The organism is Nocardia sp. NPDC059236 (assembly GCF_042754085.1).
In the GTDB taxonomy this organism is placed as follows: domain Bacteria; phylum Actinomycetota; class Actinomycetes; order Mycobacteriales; family Mycobacteriaceae; genus Nocardia.
This window is the reverse complement of record NZ_JBHZAF010000018.1, coordinates 127,248-146,372: the sequence shown is the minus strand read 5'-3', so window position 1 is coordinate 146,372 and position 19,125 is coordinate 127,248. Positions and strand designations below refer to the sequence as shown.

21 protein-coding genes are annotated in these 19,125 nt (G+C 69.0%); 11 read left to right on the top strand and 10 right to left on the bottom strand.

Annotated elements, in window-relative coordinates; genetic code table 11:
* Positions 1-14: 14 nt before the first annotated feature.
* Complete coding sequence (locus ACFXIV_RS36190; RefSeq protein ID WP_379394883.1) at positions 15-1,211, bottom strand: hypothetical protein; 1,197 nt, start codon at positions 1,209-1,211, stop codon at positions 15-17.
* A 198-nt stretch (positions 1,212-1,409) separates the two neighbouring features.
* Entirely contained in the window at positions 1,410-2,813 is a 1,404-nt protein-coding gene (locus ACFXIV_RS36185) for an NAD(P)H-quinone dehydrogenase (RefSeq protein ID WP_379394881.1), read from the bottom strand.
* A gap of 302 nt (positions 2,814-3,115) precedes the next feature.
* Between ACFXIV_RS36185 and ACFXIV_RS36180 the strand changes: the two genes are divergently transcribed.
* Positions 3,116-3,595 carry a gamma-glutamylcyclotransferase gene (locus ACFXIV_RS36180; protein WP_379394879.1) on the top strand — a complete coding sequence of 160 codons (480 nt, stop codon included), beginning with the start codon at positions 3,116-3,118 and terminating at the stop codon, positions 3,593-3,595.
* A gap of 118 nt (positions 3,596-3,713) precedes the next feature.
* Positions 3,714-4,127 (top strand): PPOX class F420-dependent oxidoreductase, encoded by a 414-nt coding sequence (locus ACFXIV_RS36175; protein WP_379394877.1) that lies wholly within the window; start codon positions 3,714-3,716, stop codon positions 4,125-4,127.
* Between the two features lie 106 nt (positions 4,128-4,233).
* On the opposite strand, the gene ACFXIV_RS36170 is transcribed toward ACFXIV_RS36175, so the two are convergent.
* The 3 genes from ACFXIV_RS36170 to ACFXIV_RS36160 form a co-directional block, all read right to left on the bottom strand.
* Positions 4,234-5,403, bottom strand: coding sequence for a M20 family metallopeptidase (locus ACFXIV_RS36170; RefSeq protein ID WP_379394974.1), 1,170 nt, complete (start codon positions 5,401-5,403; stop codon positions 4,234-4,236).
* A gap of 86 nt (positions 5,404-5,489) precedes the next feature.
* A complete protein-coding gene (locus ACFXIV_RS36165) occupies positions 5,490-6,677 on the bottom strand; it encodes a M20 family metallopeptidase (protein ID WP_379394972.1) in 1,188 nt (395 codons plus the stop codon).
* A 265-nt stretch (positions 6,678-6,942) separates the two neighbouring features.
* A complete protein-coding gene (locus tag ACFXIV_RS36160; RefSeq protein ID WP_354830166.1) occupies positions 6,943-7,647 on the bottom strand; it encodes an enoyl-CoA hydratase/isomerase family protein in 705 nt (234 codons plus the stop codon).
* 149 nt (positions 7,648-7,796) lie between these two features.
* On the opposite strand from ACFXIV_RS36160, the gene ACFXIV_RS36155 reads away from it, so the two are divergent.
* Positions 7,797-8,600: a purine-nucleoside phosphorylase gene (locus ACFXIV_RS36155; RefSeq protein WP_379394875.1), complete on the top strand. Its 804-nt coding sequence runs from the start codon at positions 7,797-7,799 to the stop codon at positions 8,598-8,600.
* Between the two features lie 10 nt (positions 8,601-8,610).
* Complete coding sequence (locus tag ACFXIV_RS36150) at positions 8,611-10,167, top strand: phospho-sugar mutase (RefSeq protein WP_379394873.1); 1,557 nt, start codon at positions 8,611-8,613, stop codon at positions 10,165-10,167.
* A 13-nt stretch (positions 10,168-10,180) separates the two neighbouring features.
* Here ACFXIV_RS36150 and upp read toward each other — a convergent pair whose 3' ends face one another.
* Complete coding sequence (gene upp, locus ACFXIV_RS36145) at positions 10,181-10,804, bottom strand: uracil phosphoribosyltransferase (RefSeq protein WP_379394871.1); 624 nt, start codon at positions 10,802-10,804, stop codon at positions 10,181-10,183.
* 139 nt (positions 10,805-10,943) lie between these two features.
* Between upp and ACFXIV_RS36140 the strand changes: the two genes are divergently transcribed.
* From ACFXIV_RS36140 to ACFXIV_RS36120, 5 genes are all read left to right on the top strand, one after another.
* Positions 10,944-11,261, top strand: a complete 318-nt coding sequence (locus ACFXIV_RS36140; RefSeq protein ID WP_379394869.1) for a type VII secretion target — start codon at positions 10,944-10,946, stop codon at positions 11,259-11,261.
* A 94-nt stretch (positions 11,262-11,355) separates the two neighbouring features.
* The gene (locus ACFXIV_RS36135) at positions 11,356-12,516 is read left to right on the top strand and encodes an NlpC/P60 family protein (protein ID WP_379394867.1); all 1,161 of its coding nucleotides are present in this window, start codon (positions 11,356-11,358) and stop codon (positions 12,514-12,516) included.
* Positions 12,517-12,577: 61 nt separating this feature from the next.
* Positions 12,578-12,919, top strand: coding sequence for a hypothetical protein (locus tag ACFXIV_RS36130; RefSeq protein ID WP_379394865.1), 342 nt, complete (start codon positions 12,578-12,580; stop codon positions 12,917-12,919).
* 8 nt (positions 12,920-12,927) lie between these two features.
* Positions 12,928-13,251: a YbaB/EbfC family nucleoid-associated protein gene (locus ACFXIV_RS36125; RefSeq protein ID WP_379394863.1), complete on the top strand. Its 324-nt coding sequence runs from the start codon at positions 12,928-12,930 to the stop codon at positions 13,249-13,251.
* A gap of 33 nt (positions 13,252-13,284) precedes the next feature.
* Positions 13,285-14,535: a primosomal protein gene (locus tag ACFXIV_RS36120; RefSeq protein WP_379394861.1), complete on the top strand. Its 1,251-nt coding sequence runs from the start codon at positions 13,285-13,287 to the stop codon at positions 14,533-14,535.
* Between the two features lie 59 nt (positions 14,536-14,594).
* On the opposite strand, the gene ACFXIV_RS36115 is transcribed toward ACFXIV_RS36120, so the two are convergent.
* The 4 genes from ACFXIV_RS36115 to ACFXIV_RS36100 form a co-directional block, all read right to left on the bottom strand.
* Positions 14,595-15,686: an adenosine deaminase gene (locus tag ACFXIV_RS36115; protein ID WP_379394859.1), complete on the bottom strand. Its 1,092-nt coding sequence runs from the start codon at positions 15,684-15,686 to the stop codon at positions 14,595-14,597.
* A 130-nt stretch (positions 15,687-15,816) separates the two neighbouring features.
* Positions 15,817-16,170, bottom strand: a complete 354-nt coding sequence (locus tag ACFXIV_RS36110) for an excalibur calcium-binding domain-containing protein (protein ID WP_379394857.1) — start codon at positions 16,168-16,170, stop codon at positions 15,817-15,819.
* Positions 16,171-16,189: 19 nt separating this feature from the next.
* Complete coding sequence (locus ACFXIV_RS36105) at positions 16,190-17,476, bottom strand: thymidine phosphorylase (RefSeq protein WP_379394970.1); 1,287 nt, start codon at positions 17,474-17,476, stop codon at positions 16,190-16,192.
* A 97-nt stretch (positions 17,477-17,573) separates the two neighbouring features.
* The gene (locus tag ACFXIV_RS36100; protein WP_379394855.1) at positions 17,574-17,975 is read right to left on the bottom strand and encodes a cytidine deaminase; all 402 of its coding nucleotides are present in this window, start codon (positions 17,973-17,975) and stop codon (positions 17,574-17,576) included.
* Between the two features lie 301 nt (positions 17,976-18,276).
* On the opposite strand from ACFXIV_RS36100, the gene sdhC reads away from it, so the two are divergent.
* Together sdhC and ACFXIV_RS36090 are read left to right on the top strand one after the other, a co-directional pair.
* Positions 18,277-18,669, top strand: a complete 393-nt coding sequence (gene sdhC, locus ACFXIV_RS36095) for a succinate dehydrogenase, cytochrome b556 subunit (protein WP_379381914.1) — start codon at positions 18,277-18,279, stop codon at positions 18,667-18,669.
* Positions 18,670-18,677: 8 nt separating this feature from the next.
* On the top strand, positions 18,678-19,109 hold the full coding sequence (locus ACFXIV_RS36090; RefSeq protein WP_379381912.1) for a succinate dehydrogenase hydrophobic membrane anchor subunit: 432 nt from the start codon (positions 18,678-18,680) through the stop codon (positions 19,107-19,109).
* The last annotated feature ends 16 nt before the right edge of the window (positions 19,110-19,125 follow it).

Genomic DNA, 19,125 nt, shown 5'->3' with positions numbered 1-19,125 from the left:
CCCTGACTGACCTGTCAGTACTGAACCGAGCCGCCCACCTGTGCGGTCACCCCGGCGACGTCGACCGATTGCGACGGCCGATCACCCTCGGGGAGCTTACCAATCTGGCCCGCGGCCTCCAGGACGGTAGCGCCGCCCGGCAGCAGGCGGATGAAGTTCTCCGCATCGGCCTTGGCCGCATTGGCCGCGGCCGTGTCGAGCACGAACTCCATCTTCTGGTCGTTGTCGGGACCATTGCCCGCGAACGCGGTCACCTTGATCTGGTTCACCTTGGTGAAGTCCAGCGACATGCCGGCCTCACCGATGCCGCCCGGCGTGGTGTAGCCGATGGTGCCGACGTAACCGTCCAGGTTGCTGAAGTGGTGGGTATTGGCGGCCCAGCCCGGCAGCACCGCGCCGCCGTCGAGGTTGACGCCGAGCTCGGTGTGCGGACCGGTCATCTCGACCACCGGCGCGGCCGGGGCGGTGTCGACCGCGGGCGACTGCCAGTGCGGCTGCTGCTGCGGGGTGACGGTCGGCTGGCCGGTCATGGTGTCCACGGCCGGATCCTGGTTCGGGGTGGTGACGGCCGGCTGCGCGTTCTGGTCGTTCGGCTTCACCGGCTGGGCGCCCTGCTGACCCGGCTGCTGGCCCGGCTGGGTCTGCTGGCCCGGCTGGTTCGGCTGCGGGGTGGTGACCGCGGGCTGGGCCTGGGTCGACTGACCCGGCACCGGCAGCGGCGCCACGCGCGGCACGGTCACACCCGGCTGCGAGGGCCGCAGCGACTTGGGCTGCGCGGGCTGCGGGTCGGTGCCGGCCGGCTGCACGTTCGGATCGCTCTTGGGCGCGTTGGCGTCCGGCTTCGGGGTGGTGCCGTCCGGCTGGGTGGCGCCCTGCGGCTGACCCGAATCCGGCTTGGCCGCACCGTTGTCCGGTGCCGGGGTGTTCGGCGTGGTCGGGGTGGTGACGCCCGGCTGGCTCTGCTGCGGCTTGGTGGTGCCCGGCTGCACGTTCTCCGGCTTGGGCGCGGGCACGACCTGTGCCTTCGTGTCCGGGGCCGGCGACTCGGTGGGCGGCTGGGTGCCGTCGGGCTGCTGCTGATCCGCCGGGACCGCGCCCGGGTCGGCGGGGGCGGCATTGGCGGGCGCGGACAGCAGCGACACCACCGCGGCCGCACCGGCCAGCGTCAGGGAGGTGCTCGCCTTGATCCGACTCGGCTTGCGGTGCTTCACGTTTCGCTCAATTCCTTCGTCCCTCGGCGGCACGATCGCTCCGGGCATCGAGGAGCCTCGCATCGGAGGGGAATTGAGAACCCCCCGTTACGTAACGCTCGCGACCGCCCTGCCGATCGCTTCCGCCGCGAACTTAATCACAAGGGAGACAAGGCAGCAAGACGGGCGGGTAACAAAGGGGTCCGAAACGTGTTGCGGCTAGTCCAGATCGTCGTGCCGCATGAGCTGACGCGCGGCCTCGGTGACCGATCCGGTGAGCGACGGATACACCGAAAACGTCTGCGCCAGATCGTTCACCGTGAGGTTGTTCTGCACGGCCAGCGCGATCGGCAAGATCAGTTCCGAGGCGATAGGGGCCACGACGACACCACCGATCACCACGCCGGTGGCCGGGCGGCAGAAGATCTTCACGAAACCCCGTCGCAGGCCCGACATCTTGGCGCGCGGGTTGGTGTTCAGGGGCAGCATGACCGTGCGGGCCGGAACCTCGCCATTGTCGATGGCGGTCTGCGAGACGCCGACGGTCGCGATCTCCGGGCGCGTGAACACGGCGGAGGCAACGGTCTTCAGGCGAATCGGCTGCACGCCCTCACCCAGCGCGTGGTACATGGCGATGCGGCCCTGCATGGCGGCCACCGAGGCCAGCGGCAGCAGGCCGGTGCAGTCGCCGGCCGCGTAGACGCCGGGCGCGGTGGTCCGCGAAACCCGGTCCACCCGCAGGTATCCGCCCTTGTCCAGCTCGATCCCGAGCCGTGCCAGGCCCAGCCCGTTGGTGTTCGGAATGGAACCGACGGTCATCAGCGCGTGGGTGCCGCTGATATTGCGGCCGTCGGACAGCTTCACCACGATGCCCTCGGCGGTGCGCTCCACCGCGTCGGCGCGGGCGTGCTTGACCAGCTCCACACCGCGCTCGGCCAGCGCATCCTCCAGCACCAGGGCGGCGTCGGCATCCTCGCCGGGCAGCACGCGGTCGCGGCTCGAGACGAGTTTCACCTGCACGCCCATCTCGGTATATGCGGAGACGAATTCGGCGCCGGTCACACCGGACCCGACGACCACCAGGGTCTCGGGCAGCTCCTTGAGGTCGTAGAGCTGACGCCAGTTCAGGATTCGCTCACCGTCCGGTTCCGCGCCGGGCAGCACGCGCGGGCTGGCGCCGGTGGCGATGAGCACCACCTCGGCCTCGATCACCCGCTCCTGGCCATCGGCGAGGGTGGCCTTGACCAGGTGGGTGGCCAGACCCGGGGCCTGGTCGATGAGCTCGCCGTAGCCGGACAGCACGGTCACGCCGGCGGTCTGCAGCTTGGCGCGGATATCGGAGGACTGGGCCTGCGCGAGCGCCTTGACGCGGGAGTTCACCTCGGCCAGGCGCACCTGCGCCTGCGAGGGATGCACGGTGATGCCCAGGTCACGGGCGCGGCGCAGATCGGTGCGCACGCCAGTGGAGGCGATGAAGGTCTTGGACGGCACGCAATCCCACAGCACGCACGCGCCGCCGATGCCGTCACTGTCGATCAGCGTGACCGGCGCCCCGTGCTGTGCCGCCACCAGCGCCGCTTCATATCCGGCGGGGCCGCCACCGATGATCGCAATGCGGGTCATTGTTCCTCCGCTTTCAGGTCGGCGCCCGGGATCTCCGGTGCCGGTCTCTAACGTTATCCCCGCAGCTACCTACAGCTTTAACCGCATCTCCGGACAATTTTCGCACTGTGGCGCATTCCATTCGGGGAGGCGGCGTGTCATGACGGGGGCGCGCGAACTCGCCGTCACCCCAGGCAGAACCGGCTCCGAGCGGGGCGGACGAGTCCTTTTGGCGACTCCTTGGCAATCGATCGGGCCCGTGCGAACCGCCTTGTGATCGGGATCGGGGATGGTCTTGCGGGTTTGTTCGATAGGCTTCTACCGTGCCGATTTACGCCGCCTACGGGTCCAACATGGATCCCGAGCAGATGCTCAAGCGCTGTCCGCACTCCCCCGTGTATGGAACCGGCTGGCTGGAGGGGTGGCGCCTCACCTTCGCCGGGGACGACATCGGCTGGGAGGGACCGCTGGCGACGGTGGTCGAAGAGGCCGGGCAACGGGTCTTCGTGGTGCTCTACGACGTTCCCAGTGAGGACGAGCTGAGCCTCGACCGCTGGGAGGGCTCGGACTTCGGCATCCACAAGAAGATCCGCCTGCGCGTCACCACGAACGCGGGGACCGGCAACGAGCCGGTGCTGGCCTGGCTCTACGTCCTGGATGCCTACGAGGGCGGGCTACCCTCCGCGCGCTACCTGGGCGTCATCGCCGATGCCGCCGAGAAGGCCGGTGCGCCAAACGATTACACACACGCGCTACGCACCCGCAACAGCAAGAACGTCGGCCCCGGCACCTTCGGGCTGTAGCACGCGCGGCGCATCGGACTCGGTGCGGACGGACCAGCGAGGCCGGGCCGGAAGATTCGGCGCGGCGCCGCTGTTACGGGAACCGGAAACGATCTTCGAACCGTCGAAAGAGAAGCCGATGCCCGCCACCCCCGCGCCCGCCCCGATCGCCGAATTCCTGTCCCGCCCCAACCCGGCGATCTTCGCCTCGAATCGCCCGGACGGCCAGCCGGTTTCGGTCGCCACCTGGTATCTGTACGAGAACGGCCGAATCCTGGTGAACCTGGCCGACTTCCGCAAGCGCCTGGACTACCTGCGCGAGGATCCCCGCATCAGCCTCACCGTCCTAGACGGCGACAACTGGTACAGCCACGTGAGCATCCAGGGCCGCATCGTCTCCCTGGAGAACGACCCCGACTCCTCGGTCATCGACCGCATCGCCCAGCACTACATCGGCAGCGACTATGCCGTCCGCGACCAGAAGCGCGTCTCCGCCTGGATCGAGATCGACCGCTGGCACGCATGGGGCGACATCGCCAACAAGGCGAAGTAGTTCCCGCCAACAAGGCCAAGTAGTTCCCGCCGGCAAGGCGAAGTGGTTGCCCGAAACGTGAAGCCGGGCCGCACTGTTCAGTGCGGCCCGGCCTCGTTGTCGTTGGTCAGCGGGCGTTCAGCACGATGTTGGTGAAGACCCGGACTCCGGCGGCGAGGGCGCGCTCGTCGAGGTCGAAGGTGGGCTGGTGCAGGTCGAGTTGCTCGCCCTGACCGGACCAGACGCCGAGGCGGGCCATGGCGCCGGGCACCTCCTCCAGATACCAGGAGAAGTCCTCGCCGCCGCCGGACTGCGGGGTGTCGGCGAGGGCGTCGGGGTCGAGACCGCGGATGGCGTCCTCGAACATGCGCACGGCCTGCTCGTCGTTGACCACCGGCGGCACGCCGCGCTTGTAGTTGAGCTGGTAGCGGACGCCGGTGGGGGCCAGCAGGCCCTCGACGATCTCGCGGACCATGGGCTCGAGCAGCGACCAGGTGGCGTGATCGCCGGTGCGGACGGTGCCGGTGAGCATGCCGGTCTGCGGAATCGCATTGGGCGCCTTGCCCGCCGACACCGCGCCCCACACCATGACCGTGCTGGTGCGCGGGTCGATGCGGCGGGAGAGCAGGCCGGGCAGGCCGGTGATGACCGTGCCGATGGCGTAGACCAGGTCGCTGGTCAGGTGCGGGCGGGAGGTGTGGCCGCCGGGCGAGTCCAGCACCAGCTCCACGGTGTCGGCGGCCGAGGTGATCGGACCGACCCGGATGCCGACCCGGCCCACCTCCAGCCGCGGGTCGCAGTGCAGCGCGAACATGCGCGAGACGTCCTCCATGGCGCCGGCGGCGACCATGTCGACGGCGCCGCCGGGCATGACCTCCTCGGCGTGCTGGAACACCAGCCGCACGCCGACCGGCAGGTCCTCGATCTCGGACAGCGCCAGCGCGGTGCCGAGCAGAATCGCGGTGTGCGCGTCGTGCCCGCAGGCGTGTGAGACGCCCGGCACGCTGGAGGCGAACGGCAGCCCGGTGTACTCCTGCAGCGGCAACGCGTCCATGTCGGCGCGCAGGCCGATACGCGGGCCGTCGGGGCCGATGTCACAGATCAGGCCGGTGCCGCTCGGTAGCTTGCGCGGCTCGAGCCCGGCCTTGACCAGCCATGACTCCACGAATTCGGTGGTACCGAACTCGGTCCGGGACAGCTCCGGGTTGGCGTGGATATGGCGACGCCACGTCGTGAGGTCGTCCGTGTGCTCCGCGAGCCACGACTCCACTACCTCGTGCCCGGTCGCCGATTCCATCGCGGCGCCGGCCGGCGTCTGCGTGTTGTTCACGCACGACGCCGCCAGTGGTCCGTTGACGCGCGCCGCGGACCGGCCGGTTGTGCTCACCGAATGTCCTCCTGTCGCTGAAACTGCCGTTGTATGACTCGTTCCGACAACCTGTCCCTGTGCAATTTGTCACCTGCGATGTGTATCGCGGTGCGAGCCAGTGCCGTTGCCCCGTCCAGGACGGCGCGATCGGCCGACGCGTTCACGGCGGCAGCCGCGAACGCGGGCTGGTGGGTCACCGCACCGCCTGCATCGATGCCGATGACCGGGTGGATACCGGCGATGACATTGGTGACATTGCCCATATCGGTGCTGCCCAGCGGCCGTGCCGCCTCGAATTCCGGGGCGATCGGCTCGCGGCCGAGTGCGGTGATCTGCTCGCGATAGGCGCACAGTAGTGCGCTATCGGGAGTGAGCTCGGTGTATGTCGGCGCAAGCTTCCGGATTTCATGTGTGCACCCGGTCGCCAGGGCACCTGCCTCGAAACATGCTGATGCTCGTTGCATCAGATCATCGAGGGTCGCGGAGTCGACCGCACGTAGGTAGTACAGCAGCTCCGCGTGTCCGGGCACGATATTCGGGGCGACGCCGCCCGATCCGACTATACCGTGGAGTTGTTGTCCGGGCAGGAGATGTTGCCGTAGCAAACCTAGAGCAACTTGCGCGACGGTAACGGCATCGAGGGCATTTCGCCCGTACTGCGGCGCGGCGCTGGCATGCGATTCCCGGCCGTGGAAAACCACCGACAAATCGGCGAGGGCCAGCGAATGCGCACCGGCGATATCCTCCGGGCCCGGGTGCACCATCATGACCATGGCGACATCGTCGAAGACGCCGCGCTCGAGCATGAGCACCTTGCCACCGCCGGACTCCTCGGCGGGCGTGCCCAGTACCTTCACCGTGATGCCGCAGGCGTCCGCGACCGCGGCCAGGCCCAGCGCCGCGCCGACCCCGGCGGCGGCGATGATGTTGTGGCCGCAGGCGTGGCCGATTTCGGGGAGGGCGTCATATTCGGCACAAATGCCGACGACCAGGTCTCCGCTGCCGTATTCGGCGGTGAATGCGGTCGGCAGTTCCGCCACGCCGGATTCGATGCGAAATCCGCGTTCCCGCAACGGCTCGATTGTCTTTGCGACGCTGCGGAATTCCTCGAAGGCCAGCTCGGGTTCCGCATGAATGTCGTGGGAGAGTGCGATCAGCTGATCGCGGTACCCGGCGACGGCCGCATCGGCCGCGGCGAGCAGGGCCGGATCCGCCGATGCCACGGCAGCATTCGAGGACGGCACGGACGAGTCGTGCCGACCGATCGGTACGCAGGATCTCCGGTCATCGCCGTTGCGCGATGGTGACATTCCAACAGTCTCGCACTGCCGCGCAACTCTGTCGCAGCAGGTAAGCCGGAAAATCTCCGGCAGAGTGCGGGACGCGCAGAAATCATCGCGGCACGCTCAGCAATCAGGGGTTCGAGGGCAAGCCCTCGAACCCCTGCAAAGCAGAAGGAACGGACCCTTACGGGTTGAAGGCCAGGTTCTCCGGGGTCGTCTCCACGGCCAGCCCGGCCAGCGCCTGCTGGTGTAGCGCGCGTTTGATGACCGGCAGGTTCGGCTTGCGGTTGCCCTTGAGCATGTCGGCCCGCGCGACCGCGGTGGCGAGCAACACATCCGCATCCGCCTTGGCGTCCACGATGCCGGCGGCGATGGCGTCATCGGCGCCGTAGCGGCGGCCGGTGGTCATGGCCTCCACCGCGACCTGATTGACCAGGCGATTGGTCAGCAGCGCGTTCATGGCGACGGTGAACGGCATGCCCAGGTGCACCTCGGGCAGGCACCAGAAGCCGCGGTCGGCGCGCATGACCCGGAAGTCGCAGGAGGTGGCGAGCATGGCGCCGGCGCCGAAGGCGTGGCCGTTCACCGCGGCGACCGTGGGCAGGCCGAAGGCCAGCAGGCGGCTGTAGAGCGAGTGCACGCGGTCGAGGTACCAGCAGTTCTTGTCGAAGTTGCCGAACAGCCAGTCGGTGTCGAGGCCGTTGGAGAAGAACTTGCCGTCGGCGGTGACCACCAGGGCGGCCGGGCCCTCGGACGCCTCGACCTCGTCGAGCAGCGCGTGGACCTCGGTGATCCAGTCGGGGTGGAAGCGGTTCTCGTTGTCGATGGCCTGTCCCTCGGTCCCGAGGTACAGCACGAACACATCCCCATCACGCTTCAAATACGGCATGCGTGCAGCGTAGCGGGGGCGCGACGCGATACCTACCGACGGGTAGCGATTACCGGCAGGACACGAACGAGAAGGACAAAGGGGATGAAAACGGCAGGTCGCGGGCACACCCGGGGCGTGCGAGATCACCTGGTACTAGGGTGGGCGACATGCTAGCCGAGAAGGCCATGGGCGGGGTTTCCGAACTAGCCGCCGAAGCCATTGCGCAACGAACGGGAGTGCAGCAGCACCGGATTGCCGTGGTGCTGGGGTCCGGCTGGCAGGAAGCTGCCGCCGAGATCGGCGAACCGGCCGCCTCCATTCCGATGGCCGAGGTGCCGGGATTCGGATCGCCCACCGCCCAGGGGCATCAGGGCACCATTCATTCCGTCACGGTCGGTGACGCGCCGGTGCTGCTACTCATGGGGCGCCAGCATCTCTACGAGGGCCACGCGCCCGGCCAGGTCGTGCACAATGTGCGCACCGCACTGGCCGCGGGCGCGCAGACCGTGCTGCTCACCAATGCGGCGGGCGGGATTCGCGACGGGCTGTCGGTCGGCGAGGCGGTGCTCATCTCCGACCACATCAACCTGACCGGGCGCACCCCCATCGAGGGCGCGAATTTCGTCGACCTGGTCGACGCCTGGGATCCCGAATTGCGGGCGCTGGCAAAGGAAATCGAGCCCGGCCTGACCGAGGGCGTGTACGCGGGCCTGACCGGGCCGCAGTACGAGACCCCCGCCGAGATCCGCATGCTGCGCACCATGGGCGCCGACCTCGTCGGCATGTCCACCGTGCTGGAGGCCATCGCCTGCCGCGAGGGCGGGGCCAAGGTGCTCGGCATCTCGCTGGTCACCAACCTGGCCGCCGGGGTCACCGGCGCGCACCTCTCGCACGCCGAGGTGCTGGCCGAAGGCCACGCCGCCGCACCGCGATTGGGCAAGCTGCTGCGCGGCGTGCTGGAACGCCTCTAGGCGCGCGGGGATGCTGCGCTTCGGAACCGCCGGGCTGCGCGGTCCGCTCCAGGACGGCCCGGACGGCATGAACGTGGACACCGTCTCGCGGGCCTCCGCCGGGATCGCCGCCTGGCTGCGCGACCGCTGCCTGGGCGGCGGACTGGTGATCGTGGGCCGCGACGCCCGGCACGGCTCCGCCGAATTCGCCGCCGCGACGGCGGAAGTCTTTGCGGCGGCTGGTTTCTCGGTGCTGACCCTCCCCCGCCCGCTGCCGACACCGGTGGTGGCCTTCGCGGTCCGCGAACTGAAAGCCGTTGCCGGAGTGCAGATAACCGCCTCCCACAACCCCGCCACCGACAATGGCTACAAGGTCTACCTCGACGGCGGCTCCCAGCTCATCCCACCCGCCGACGCCGAGATCGAGCGCTGCATCGACGCCGTCACCGGGCACATCCCCCGCACCGATCCCGGACCGGCCGCCCCGGACCCGAGCATTCTCGGACTGCCTGCAGGCACTCCCGCGGAAGAGCTGGGCGAGGAGATCGTCCGCCGCTATCTGGCCCGAGTCACCCTGCTGCCCAGCCTGATCGGCGGCGAGTCCGCGACCCGGCGACGCAGTGAGATTCGAATTGCGCTGACCGCCATGCACGGGGTCGGCGGGGAGTTGGCGGTGGCCGCGCTCCGGGGTGCGGGGTTCGGCGACGTGCTGGTGGTCACCGAGCAGTTCGCGCCGGATCCGGATTTTCCGACGGTGGCGTTTCCGAATCCCGAGGAGCCGGGGGCGGCGGATCTGCTGCTGGGGCTGGCCGATCGGCTGGACGCGGACATCGCCATCGCGCTCGATCCGGATGCGGATCGGTGCGCACTCGGGGTGCGGGGGCCGCACGGGTGGCGGATGCTGCGCGGCGACGAAACCGGGGTGCTGCTGGGCGATTTCGTGCTGCGGACGGCCGCGCCGGACTCCCTGGTGGCCACGACCATCGTGTCGTCGCGGCTGTTGAGCAAGCTGGCTCCGGCGCGCGGGGCGCGGTACGCGGAGACGCTGACCGGGTTCAAATGGCTGGCCCGGGCGGGTGCGGGCCTGGTGTACGCGTACGAGGAGGCGATCGGCCACTGCGTGGACCCGGCCGCGGTCCGCGACAAGGACGGTATCTCCGCGGCGGTCGTCGCGGCGGATCTGGTGGCACAGGTGAAGGCGGAGGGGCGGACGCTGTTCGACGTCCTCGACGACTTCGCGGTCGAATTCGGTGTGCACGCAGGGGATCAGGTGTCGCTGCGACTGCCGGATGTGAGCGAGGCTGCGGCCGTGGTGGCCCGGCTGCGTGAGATCCCACCGACCGAGATCGCCGGGGAAGCGGTGAGCTGCACCGATATGGCGCGGCTGCGCGGGCAGATGCGTACCGACGCACTGGTTTTCGAGGGCCCGACGCTACGCGTGGTGGTCCGGCCGTCAGGTACCGAGCCGAAGCTCAAGTGCTATCTGGAGACGTTCGTGCCCGTGACCGATCGGGACGGGCTCGCAGAAGCCAAGGCCGCTGCGGCGCAGCGGCTCTCCGAGATCCGGATGTTCTGCGAGAAGCTCTGAGCCCGGGAGTGGTTCAGCGCGGGCCGAATTGGCGGTCGCCGGCGTCGCCGAGACCGGGGACGATGTAGGCGTCGGAGTTGAGTCCGCGGTCCACCGAGGCGGTGACCAGGCTCACGGGGTGACCCGATTTCTCCAGGGCGGCAATGCCTTCCGGTGCGGCGACCACGCACAGCACGGTGATGTCGCGAGCATTGCGGGTGGCCAGCAGGTCCAGGGTGTAGACCATGGAGCCGCCGGTGGCGAGCATGGGGTCGAGCACCATGACCGGGGTGCCGGACAGGTCGTCGGGTAGCGACTCCATGTACGGGGTCGGCTGATGCGTCTCCTCGTCGCGGGCCAGGCCGACGAACCCGATCCGGGCGTCCGGAATCAGGTTCTCCGCGGTCTCCACCATGCCCAGCCCCGCGCGCAGCACCGGAACCAGCAATGGCGGAGCATTCAGCCGCGTCCCCTCCGCGGCGGCCACCGGCGTGGCGATCGGGAATCGCTCCACCGGGGCGTCCCGCAGGGCCTCATAGACCAGAATCCCGGTCAGGTCCCGGAGCGCGGCCCGGAATGTCGGATTGGTCGTCCGGGCATCTCGCATGGTGGTCAGCAAGGCGGCAGCGAGCGGATGGTCCACGACGAGTGTGCGCATACGAAAACCATAGGTCAGCACCGCCGTCCGCGATCCCCGCCCACCGGAATTCTTCCGCCCCGGGAACCGCCCGGCCCCGCCCCGCGTCCAACCCCGTGCAGCAGACATCCATCCCGCGACCGGCATGAAGGGGGCATTCATGCACCGCCTCTCGATCCATCCCGACGGCCTCACCGCCTATGCGACGACCACCACCGTCCTCGCCGCAGACCTCGCGGCCGCCGCCGCGCATGCCGCCACCGCCGCCCCCGAACTACTCGTGCCCGCCTTCGGCCTCATCGGCACCGACTTTCTCACCGCCTACGCCGCGACGCACGGCACCCACGTGACCACTCTCGACGAGGTCTCGACGGCCCTCGCCGCCACGAGCGCCACCATCGCCACCGCCACGGCCGCCTACACCGACCACGACAGCGCGTACGCCGCGACGCTGGGCACCGTCGGCGCGGAGCCGTGACAGCCGCACCCGAGATCCGCTGGGCGGCAAGGCGATGCGGCGGCGTGGATCGAAAGATGGTGCAGTGCGGGAGGACTCGGGCGGGAGTGGGCGGATGAGCGGGGAGCCGGCGGCCGGGGCGCTGGCGGAGCCGATCGTCGAGTTGCTGCGCAGCTTCGGGTCCGGATCCGGCGGGGCCGCCGAGGTGCTGCGGGAGACGTCGGCTGCTGTGGAGCAGGTTCACGCCGAGAGCCGGGCGAGTGTCGACCGGATGTCCGACGCGTGGCGGGGGCGGGCCGGTGATGCGGCCGTGGACGAGGCGCTGCGGGTGCAGACCTCGGCCGCCATGGCGTCGGAGCGGGGGCGGGCCATGGCGGCGATCGTGGAACGGGCGGATGCGGAGGTCGCCGCCGGGCGGCGGGAGGTGGAGGAGATTCTGCGATCGTTCACGGTGGAGGTCGAGGCGATGGGTGCGGCCGGGTTCACCGTGGGTGGGGTCGCGGCCCTGGTGGAGTCGGCCATCGATCACATCGGGCAGGCCATGCGGGTGGTCGAGCGGGTGCGGGCCGAACTGGATTCGGAGACTGCGCTCATGGCGGAGTTGGCGCTACCTGTCCCGGCGTCCGGCCAGGTGACACCCGGGTCGTCCGGACCGGGCGATGCGGTGGTCGTACCGGCGGCGAGCGTGCCGATGGACAGTGTGGCGCCGCAGGCCGGGACAAGCCTCGCGGCCGCCGGGGGCGTGGTCGCGGCGGCCGGGGACACGCTGCTCGGGTCCGGGCTCTCGCCGGGCGGCCTGCACACCAGCCCGGCGTCGGTGACGATGCCGAAGACGCCTGATCGCGGCCATGATTCGACGGTTACGCGGCCGCAAGGGGGTGGGGTACGGGTGACGCTGCCGGATGGGAGCACCGTCGAAGCGCCGAATCAGCAGGCGGCGGATGCGGTTCGGAATGCGTTGAGTGCGGTGGGGACGCCGTATGTGTGGGGTGGGGAGACGCCCGGGGCAGGGATGGACTGCAGCGGTCTGACCCAGTGGGCCTATGCGCAGGCGGGTGTCTCGCTGCCGCGGCTGGCGCAGGAGCAGGGGTACGGGCACCAGCGGGTCGGTCCAGGGGACTTGATGCCCGGCGATCTTGCGGTCTGGGACGGCCACGTCGCGATGGTGATCGGGAACGGGCAATTGGTGGAGGCGGGCGATCCGGTTCAGGTCGGGCCGATCCGGACCGAGAACAGCGGGATGCGATTCCTCGGTTTCTACCGGCCCACCGCCTAGGTACTACCGGCCCACAGCTGTGGCATTCGGGCCACGAACAGGCGTTTCGAAGGGAGACAGGATGACGCGACCACAGGTTCCGGTGGTGACAGTCGCCGCGGCCACCAATCGATCCGGCACGGTGACGGTGCGCGCCACCGATCAGGGCATGCCGGTGGAGATCCGGTTCGAGCGCGCTGAATACCGGTACGGCGCACCGGCTCTCGCCGCCGAGATGCTGCGGCTCACCCAGCGCTCGGCGATCGTGGCCCGGGCGCGGCGGCGCGAACAGCTGGCCGAGGCCGGCGTCCCGGAGGCGATGCTGGACCGGCTGGGCCTGCCCACCCGGCAGGCCGCGGTGGACGAGCTGGACCGGCTCGACGACACCGATACCGGACAGACCAGTTGGCTGCGGAACCGATGAGCGCCGAAATGGATGCACTGGTCAAGGGCGTCAACGACAAGCTGGAAGCACTCGAGGCCACGCTGCACGGGCTGTCCCGGATCCGTGGCCGCTGCACGTCCGAGGACGGTTCGGTGACCGCCGAGGTCGATGGCGACGGCGCGCTGACCGGGCTGTGGCTGGCCGAGTCGGTGACCTCGCGCGCTCCCGCCGAGGTATCGCGGCTGATCCTCTGGACGTGTCAGCGGGCGGCCGCCGAGGCGACCGCGCGGCGCTCCCGAATCATTGCAGGATTGAACGACTCACTGTCCGGCGGAGACGCCTCCAGAAATGTTGGGGGGCGGCCCGGATAGTGCCTGACGCGGCGACTGGATAGGCTTCCGGTCATGGCTTCTGGAGACATCGTCCCGATCGCGCTCGGCCTGACCAAAGGCGATCTTGTCACCCTCTGGGCACCCCGCTGGCGAGACGGTGACGATGAGTGGCAGGCGTTCCTCGGTCACGAGGAAGACCTGTACGGATTCGAGTCCGTCGCGGAGCTGGCCGCGTTCATTCGCACCAACTCTGACAACGATCTGGTGGATCATCCGGCCTGGAAGATCATCGCCGGATTGTCGGCGGCCGAACTGGAGCCGGAGGAGCAGTACGTCTTCGATCTGGTCGGCGTGCCCGAGCTGGCCGCCGACGACCCGGACCCGGAGGTGGTCTCGGAGCTCGAGGAGACCCTCGAGATGGTCCGCAATATCGGCGACGTGTGCGAACTCGACACCGTCACCAAGTTCTTCGGCTCGCACCCGGTGCTGGGCGCACTGGCCGGCGGCGTCGGCGCCTTCGCCGGGCGCGAGGGCGAGGAACTGTGGGACCAGATCGGCGCGGCCATCGCCAAGGATTGGGAAGCGGTCATCGACGCCATCGACTCGGTGGTGACGATTCCGGAGGTGGACGCCGACGCGGTCTCGGTCGCCGAGGCGGAACTGCTTGCGGCGCAGGAGAACATCGTCGACGCCGAGGACGCGGCCGAGAGCGATGACGACGAGATCGAGGCAGTCGACCTGGACGAGGACGACGAAGACGAGGAGGACGAGGAGCTCTCGTTCTGGCACGAGGTCGGCATCGACCCGGTCAAGATCGTCACCTCCGACGGCACCGTCTTCACCCTGCGCTGTTACGTCGACGACGAGCCCATCTTCCTGGGCAAGGACGGCAACATCACGGTCTTCGGTTCCGAGCGCGCCCTGGCCCGCTACCTGGCCGACGACCACGACCACGACCTGGCCCGGGTGAGCACCTACGGCGAGGTGCAGACCGCCGCCGTGGACGGCTCCCTCGATGTCGAGGTCGACGAGGAGAACGTCTACGTCCTGCCCGGCCTGGCCGAGGATCTGGCGGCCGGCCCCAAGTCCGTGGACACCGACCAGCTCGACCTGGCCGTCGAATTGTTCACCGACGCAGCCGATTACGCCGAGGACGACTCGGTCGAATCGGCCCTGGCCGTGTCCACCCCGCTGGGCTGGTACGTCTCCTACCTGCTCAACCCCGACCCGACCCGGATGGCCCCCAACCCGCCGTTCGCGGCGGAAGCGGATGCCTGGAAGGTCCTGGAGTCGGCCTTCGAGGGGCGCCTGCAGAAGGGCTGATCGGAGACACGATTCGGGCCGCACCACCGGGTGCGGCCCGAATTACTTTGCAGGACAACCTATCCCAGCAACACCGCGTAGCCCGGCTTGATCACCTCGTCGATCAGGCGCAGGCGGTCCGGGAACGGGATGAACGCCGACTTCATGGCATTGATGGTGAAGCGTTCCAGATCGCTCCAGCCATAGCCGAAGGTCTCCGACAGCTTGAGCATCTCCTTGCTCATGGTCGTGTCGCTCATCAACCGGTTGTCGGTATTGACCGTCACGCGGAAGCGCAGGCGGGCCAGCAGATCGAAGGGGTGCTTGTCGAGCGAGGGCACCGCGCCGGTCTGCACATTGGAGGACGGACACAGTTCGAGCGGGATTCGCATGTCCCGCACATAGTTCGCGACCACGCCGAGTCTGGGACCGTCGGCCGAATCGGTGATGTCGTCGGTGATGCGCACACCGTGGCCGAGGCGCTCACAGCCGCAGAACGCGACGGCCTCGTGAATGGACGGCAGCCCGAAGGCCTCGCCCGCGTGAATCGTGAAGTGCGCCAGGTTGGCCCGCATGTAATCGAAGGCGTCCAGGTGGCGGCTGGGCGGATAGCCCGCCTCCGCGCCCGCGATGTCGAACCCGCCGACGCCGCGGTCGCGCCAGCGCACGGTGAGCTCGGCGATCTCGCGGGAGCGGGCCGCGTGCCGCATGGCGGTGAGCAGGCAGACCACGGTGATCGGGGTGCCGGCGGCCGCGGCCAGGGCCTCGCCCTCGCGGAATCCGGCGATGGTGTGCTCGACCACCTCGTCGAGGGTGAGCCCGGCCTCGAGGTGCTGCTCGGGCGCGAACCGCACCTCGGCGTAGACGACGCCGTCGGCGGCGAGATCCTCGGCGCATTCGCGGGCCACCCGGCGCAGGCCCTCGGGGGTCTGCATGACGGCGACGGTGTGCGCGAAAGTTTCCAGATAGCGCTCGAGCGAGCCGCTGTCGGCCGCGTCCCGGAACCAGTCCGCCAGCGCGGCGGCATCGCCTGCCGGTAACTGGTCATAGCCGCAGGCGCGAGCCAGCTCCAGCACGGTCGCGGGCCGCAGCCCGCCGTCGAGGTGATCGTGCAGGACCGCCTTCGGAGCCTGGCGGATCGAAGCGAGAGTGAGGGGCATCGGTCCAGTCATGTAGCAACGTTAGCCGCATTTCCGTGCTGCAGCAGGGCGGTTGACCGGACTCACCCCACGGTTCGGCATGTCGTTGCCGTCACGTTGCTGGCCAGTACGAATCCTTCACCTATCGGGCACCGGCGAGCACCTAGCGGGAGCAGGCGACGCCGGTCCCGTCCGGATCGAGCAGCACCGAATACCCGGGCTGGCCCAGGTAGATCGGGCCCCCGCCCTGCGCCCACACCTGTTCACAGCTGGTGTAGACGGGTGACGGTTTGGCCTTCTTCTCGGTCGAAGGCGGCGTGACATCGCCGCGCGAGAGCGAGTTCGGCTGATGGTCTCCGGAGGAATCGGAGGGAATATTGTCCGCGGGCGAGGCCTGCGCGACCGGCGTCGGCGACCACGCGGCGGGCAGCACCGCGCCCAGCGGCGCGACGAGGCCGAACACGCCCAGCGCGGCCGCCGCCGCGGCGTGGCCTCGGAAATCGGTTCTGTGCTTCACAATCCCAGGCTAGGCCGGGTCAGGCGGTGATGCGGCCCAGAATCAGCGGCTGCTGCTCCACCGGCTCGGTCGCGGAGATGGTGTACGCGCCCCGCAGGATCTCGAGCGCGACCGGGAACGCCTCCGGAGTATCGGTGTGCAGGGTCAGTAGCGGCTGCCCCGGAACAATGGAATCGCCTGGCTTGGCGTGCATTTCGATACCCGCCCCGGCCTGGACCGGGTCGCCCTGCCGCGCCCGGCCGGCGCCCAGCCGCCACGCGGCCAGCCCGACATCGAGGGCGTCGAGGCGGGTCAACGTGCCCCCGCCGTCGGCGCGCAGGGTTTCGGCGTGGCGGGCCTGCGGCAGCGGCGCGTCCGGGTCGCCGCCCTGGGCGCGGACGATGGCTCGCCACTGGTCCATGGCGCGGCCGTCGGCGAGGGCGTCGGCCGGGTCGATGTCGGTGATCCCGGCCTGCGTCAGCATCTCCCGTGCCAGGGCGAGGGTGAGGTCGACGACATCGGCGGGGCCGCCGCCCGCCAGCACGTCCAGGGATTCGCAGACCTCCAGGGCGTTTCCGGCGGTATGGCCGAGCGGGGTGTCCATGGCGGTGAGCAGCGCCACCGTCCGCACGCCCGCGTCGGTGCCGAGTTCGACCATGGCGGTGGCGAGTTCGCGCGCCTGGTCCAGCTGTTTCAGGAAGGCCCCGCGCCCGACCTTCACGTCCAGCACCAGCGCCCCGGTGCCCTCGGCGATCTTCTTGCTCATGATGGAGCTGGCGATCAGGGGGATGGATTCCACGGTCCCGGTCACATCACGCAGCGCGTAGAGCCGCTTGTCGGCGGGCGCGAGGTCGGCCCCGGCGGCGCACACCACGGCCCCGACTGCGGGATCCGACAGCAGTTTCCGCATGCGGTCCACCGGAATGTCGGCCTGCCAGCCGGGAATGGCCTCCAGCTTGTCGAGAGTGCCTCCGGTGTGGCCCAATCCGCGCCCGGACAGCTGCGGCACCGCGGCCCCGCATGCCGCGACCAGCGGTGACAGCGGCAGCGTGATCTTGTCCCCCACCCCGCCGGTGGAGTGCTTGTCGACGGTCGGGCGGCCCAGATCGGTGAAGTCCAAACGCTTCCCGGTGTCGATCATGGCCCGGGTCCAGCGCGCGGTCTCGCGCCGCGTCATGCCGCGCCACACGATGGCCATGGCCAGCGCCGACATCTGCTCGTCGGCCACCTCTCCGCGCGTGAACGCGTCCACCACCCAATCGATCTGCGCGTCGCTGAGTTCACCGCCGTCACGCTTGGCCCGAATCACGTCCACCGCCGAGTGCACACTCACACCCTCCACCCTGGCATGCGCCCGGCCCGATGTGCACGGATTCCCGCGCGCGCCACGGCGATCAGCGGTTATAGCTCGCGAGCACCGACGGTCAGAGTTGTCCGGCGGCCAGATCGCCGGGGCCGAAGGAGTCCGGCAGCAAGGTGTTCAGGGTGACAGGGCCGCCGTGGTGATCGACGAGCAACTCGCCGCCGCCGTGTTCGAGCAGGATCTGCCGGCAGCGTCCGCAGGGCATGAGCACGGCGCCTCGGGAGTCGCAGACCGAGACCGCCCGGAGTCGCCCGCCTCCGGTCGAAATCAAGTTACCGACCAGTACACACTCGGCACAGAGGCCCAAACCGTATGAGATATTTTCCACATTGCAGCCGCTCACCACGCGATCATCGGCGGTGAGAGCCGCGGCCCCGACGGGGAATCGAGAGTAAGGGGCATAAGCCTCTTGCATGACCTCAAAAGCCTTGCCACGCAGGGTCTTCCAGTCAATATCCGACATTTCGGACCATCCTCCCATGGACGTGGCAGCACCCGCGTGATAGGCGTTCCGCCTGGTCGCAAAAATCAGGAAAGGCAAACCTAACTCACAACAATTTGGCCCAACGAGCGGCACGCCGAATTAGTTCCCCTTCAAAGCTGGGTTTAGAGTTCACGACAGATCGGTTCAGGTACCCGAAGCGGGCCTGCAGCACTGCCACCGGACGTTTGATTCCGCTCGTGAGCAGGTGGTTTCGACAGTCCGAAGGCTCCGCGCCGGATTCTGACCGGGTCCATCAACGACGTTGGAGGCACCGCACTCTATGACCACGCTAGAAGCTCCGGCCAAGCCGAAGCGGACCCTGTACCGAGGCGACCCCGGCATGTGGTCCTGGGCTCTGCACCGCATCACCGGCGTGACGATCTTCTTCTTCCTGTTCGTCCACGTCCTCGATACCGCGTTGGTGCGAGTCAGCCCGGACACCTACGACCACACGATCGCGACCTACAAGAACCCGATCGTCGCGCTCATGGAGATGGCTCTCGTTGTCTGCGTGCTGTTCCACGCGTTCAACGGCATCCGCATCATCCTGGTCGACTTCTGGTCGCAGGGCCCGCGTTATCAGCGGCAGATGCTCTGGGTCGTGCTGGCGATCTGGATCGTCGTCGCCGGCGCCGGCGTCGGCCGCGAGTTCTTCTACCTGCTGACGAATTGAGAGCCGACATGACCGCACCCATTCTCGGCAAGTCCTACGACCGCCCCGCCTCCCTCGACGCTCCGCGCGCCCCCCGTCGCGTCGGCGGCAACAACTTCGAGAAGTACGCCTGGCTGTTCATGCGTGCCTCCGGCCTGCTGCTGGTCGTGCTGGTCATCGGCCACATGACGATCATGCTGATGCTCGACGGCGGTGTGCACCGCCTGAACTTCGCGTTCGTCGCCGGCCGCTGGGCCTCGCCGTTCTGGCAGATCTGGGACCTCACCATGCTGTGGCTGGCCCAGCTACACGGCGGCAACGGCCTGCGCACCGTCATCGACGACTACGCGCGCAAGGACTCGACCCGCTTCTGGCTGAAGACGCTGCTGGTCGTGTCCATGATCCTGGTCATGGTCACCGGCACCTACGTGATCTTCACCTTCGACCCCAACATCAGTTAAGGACAGGCCACCTCGA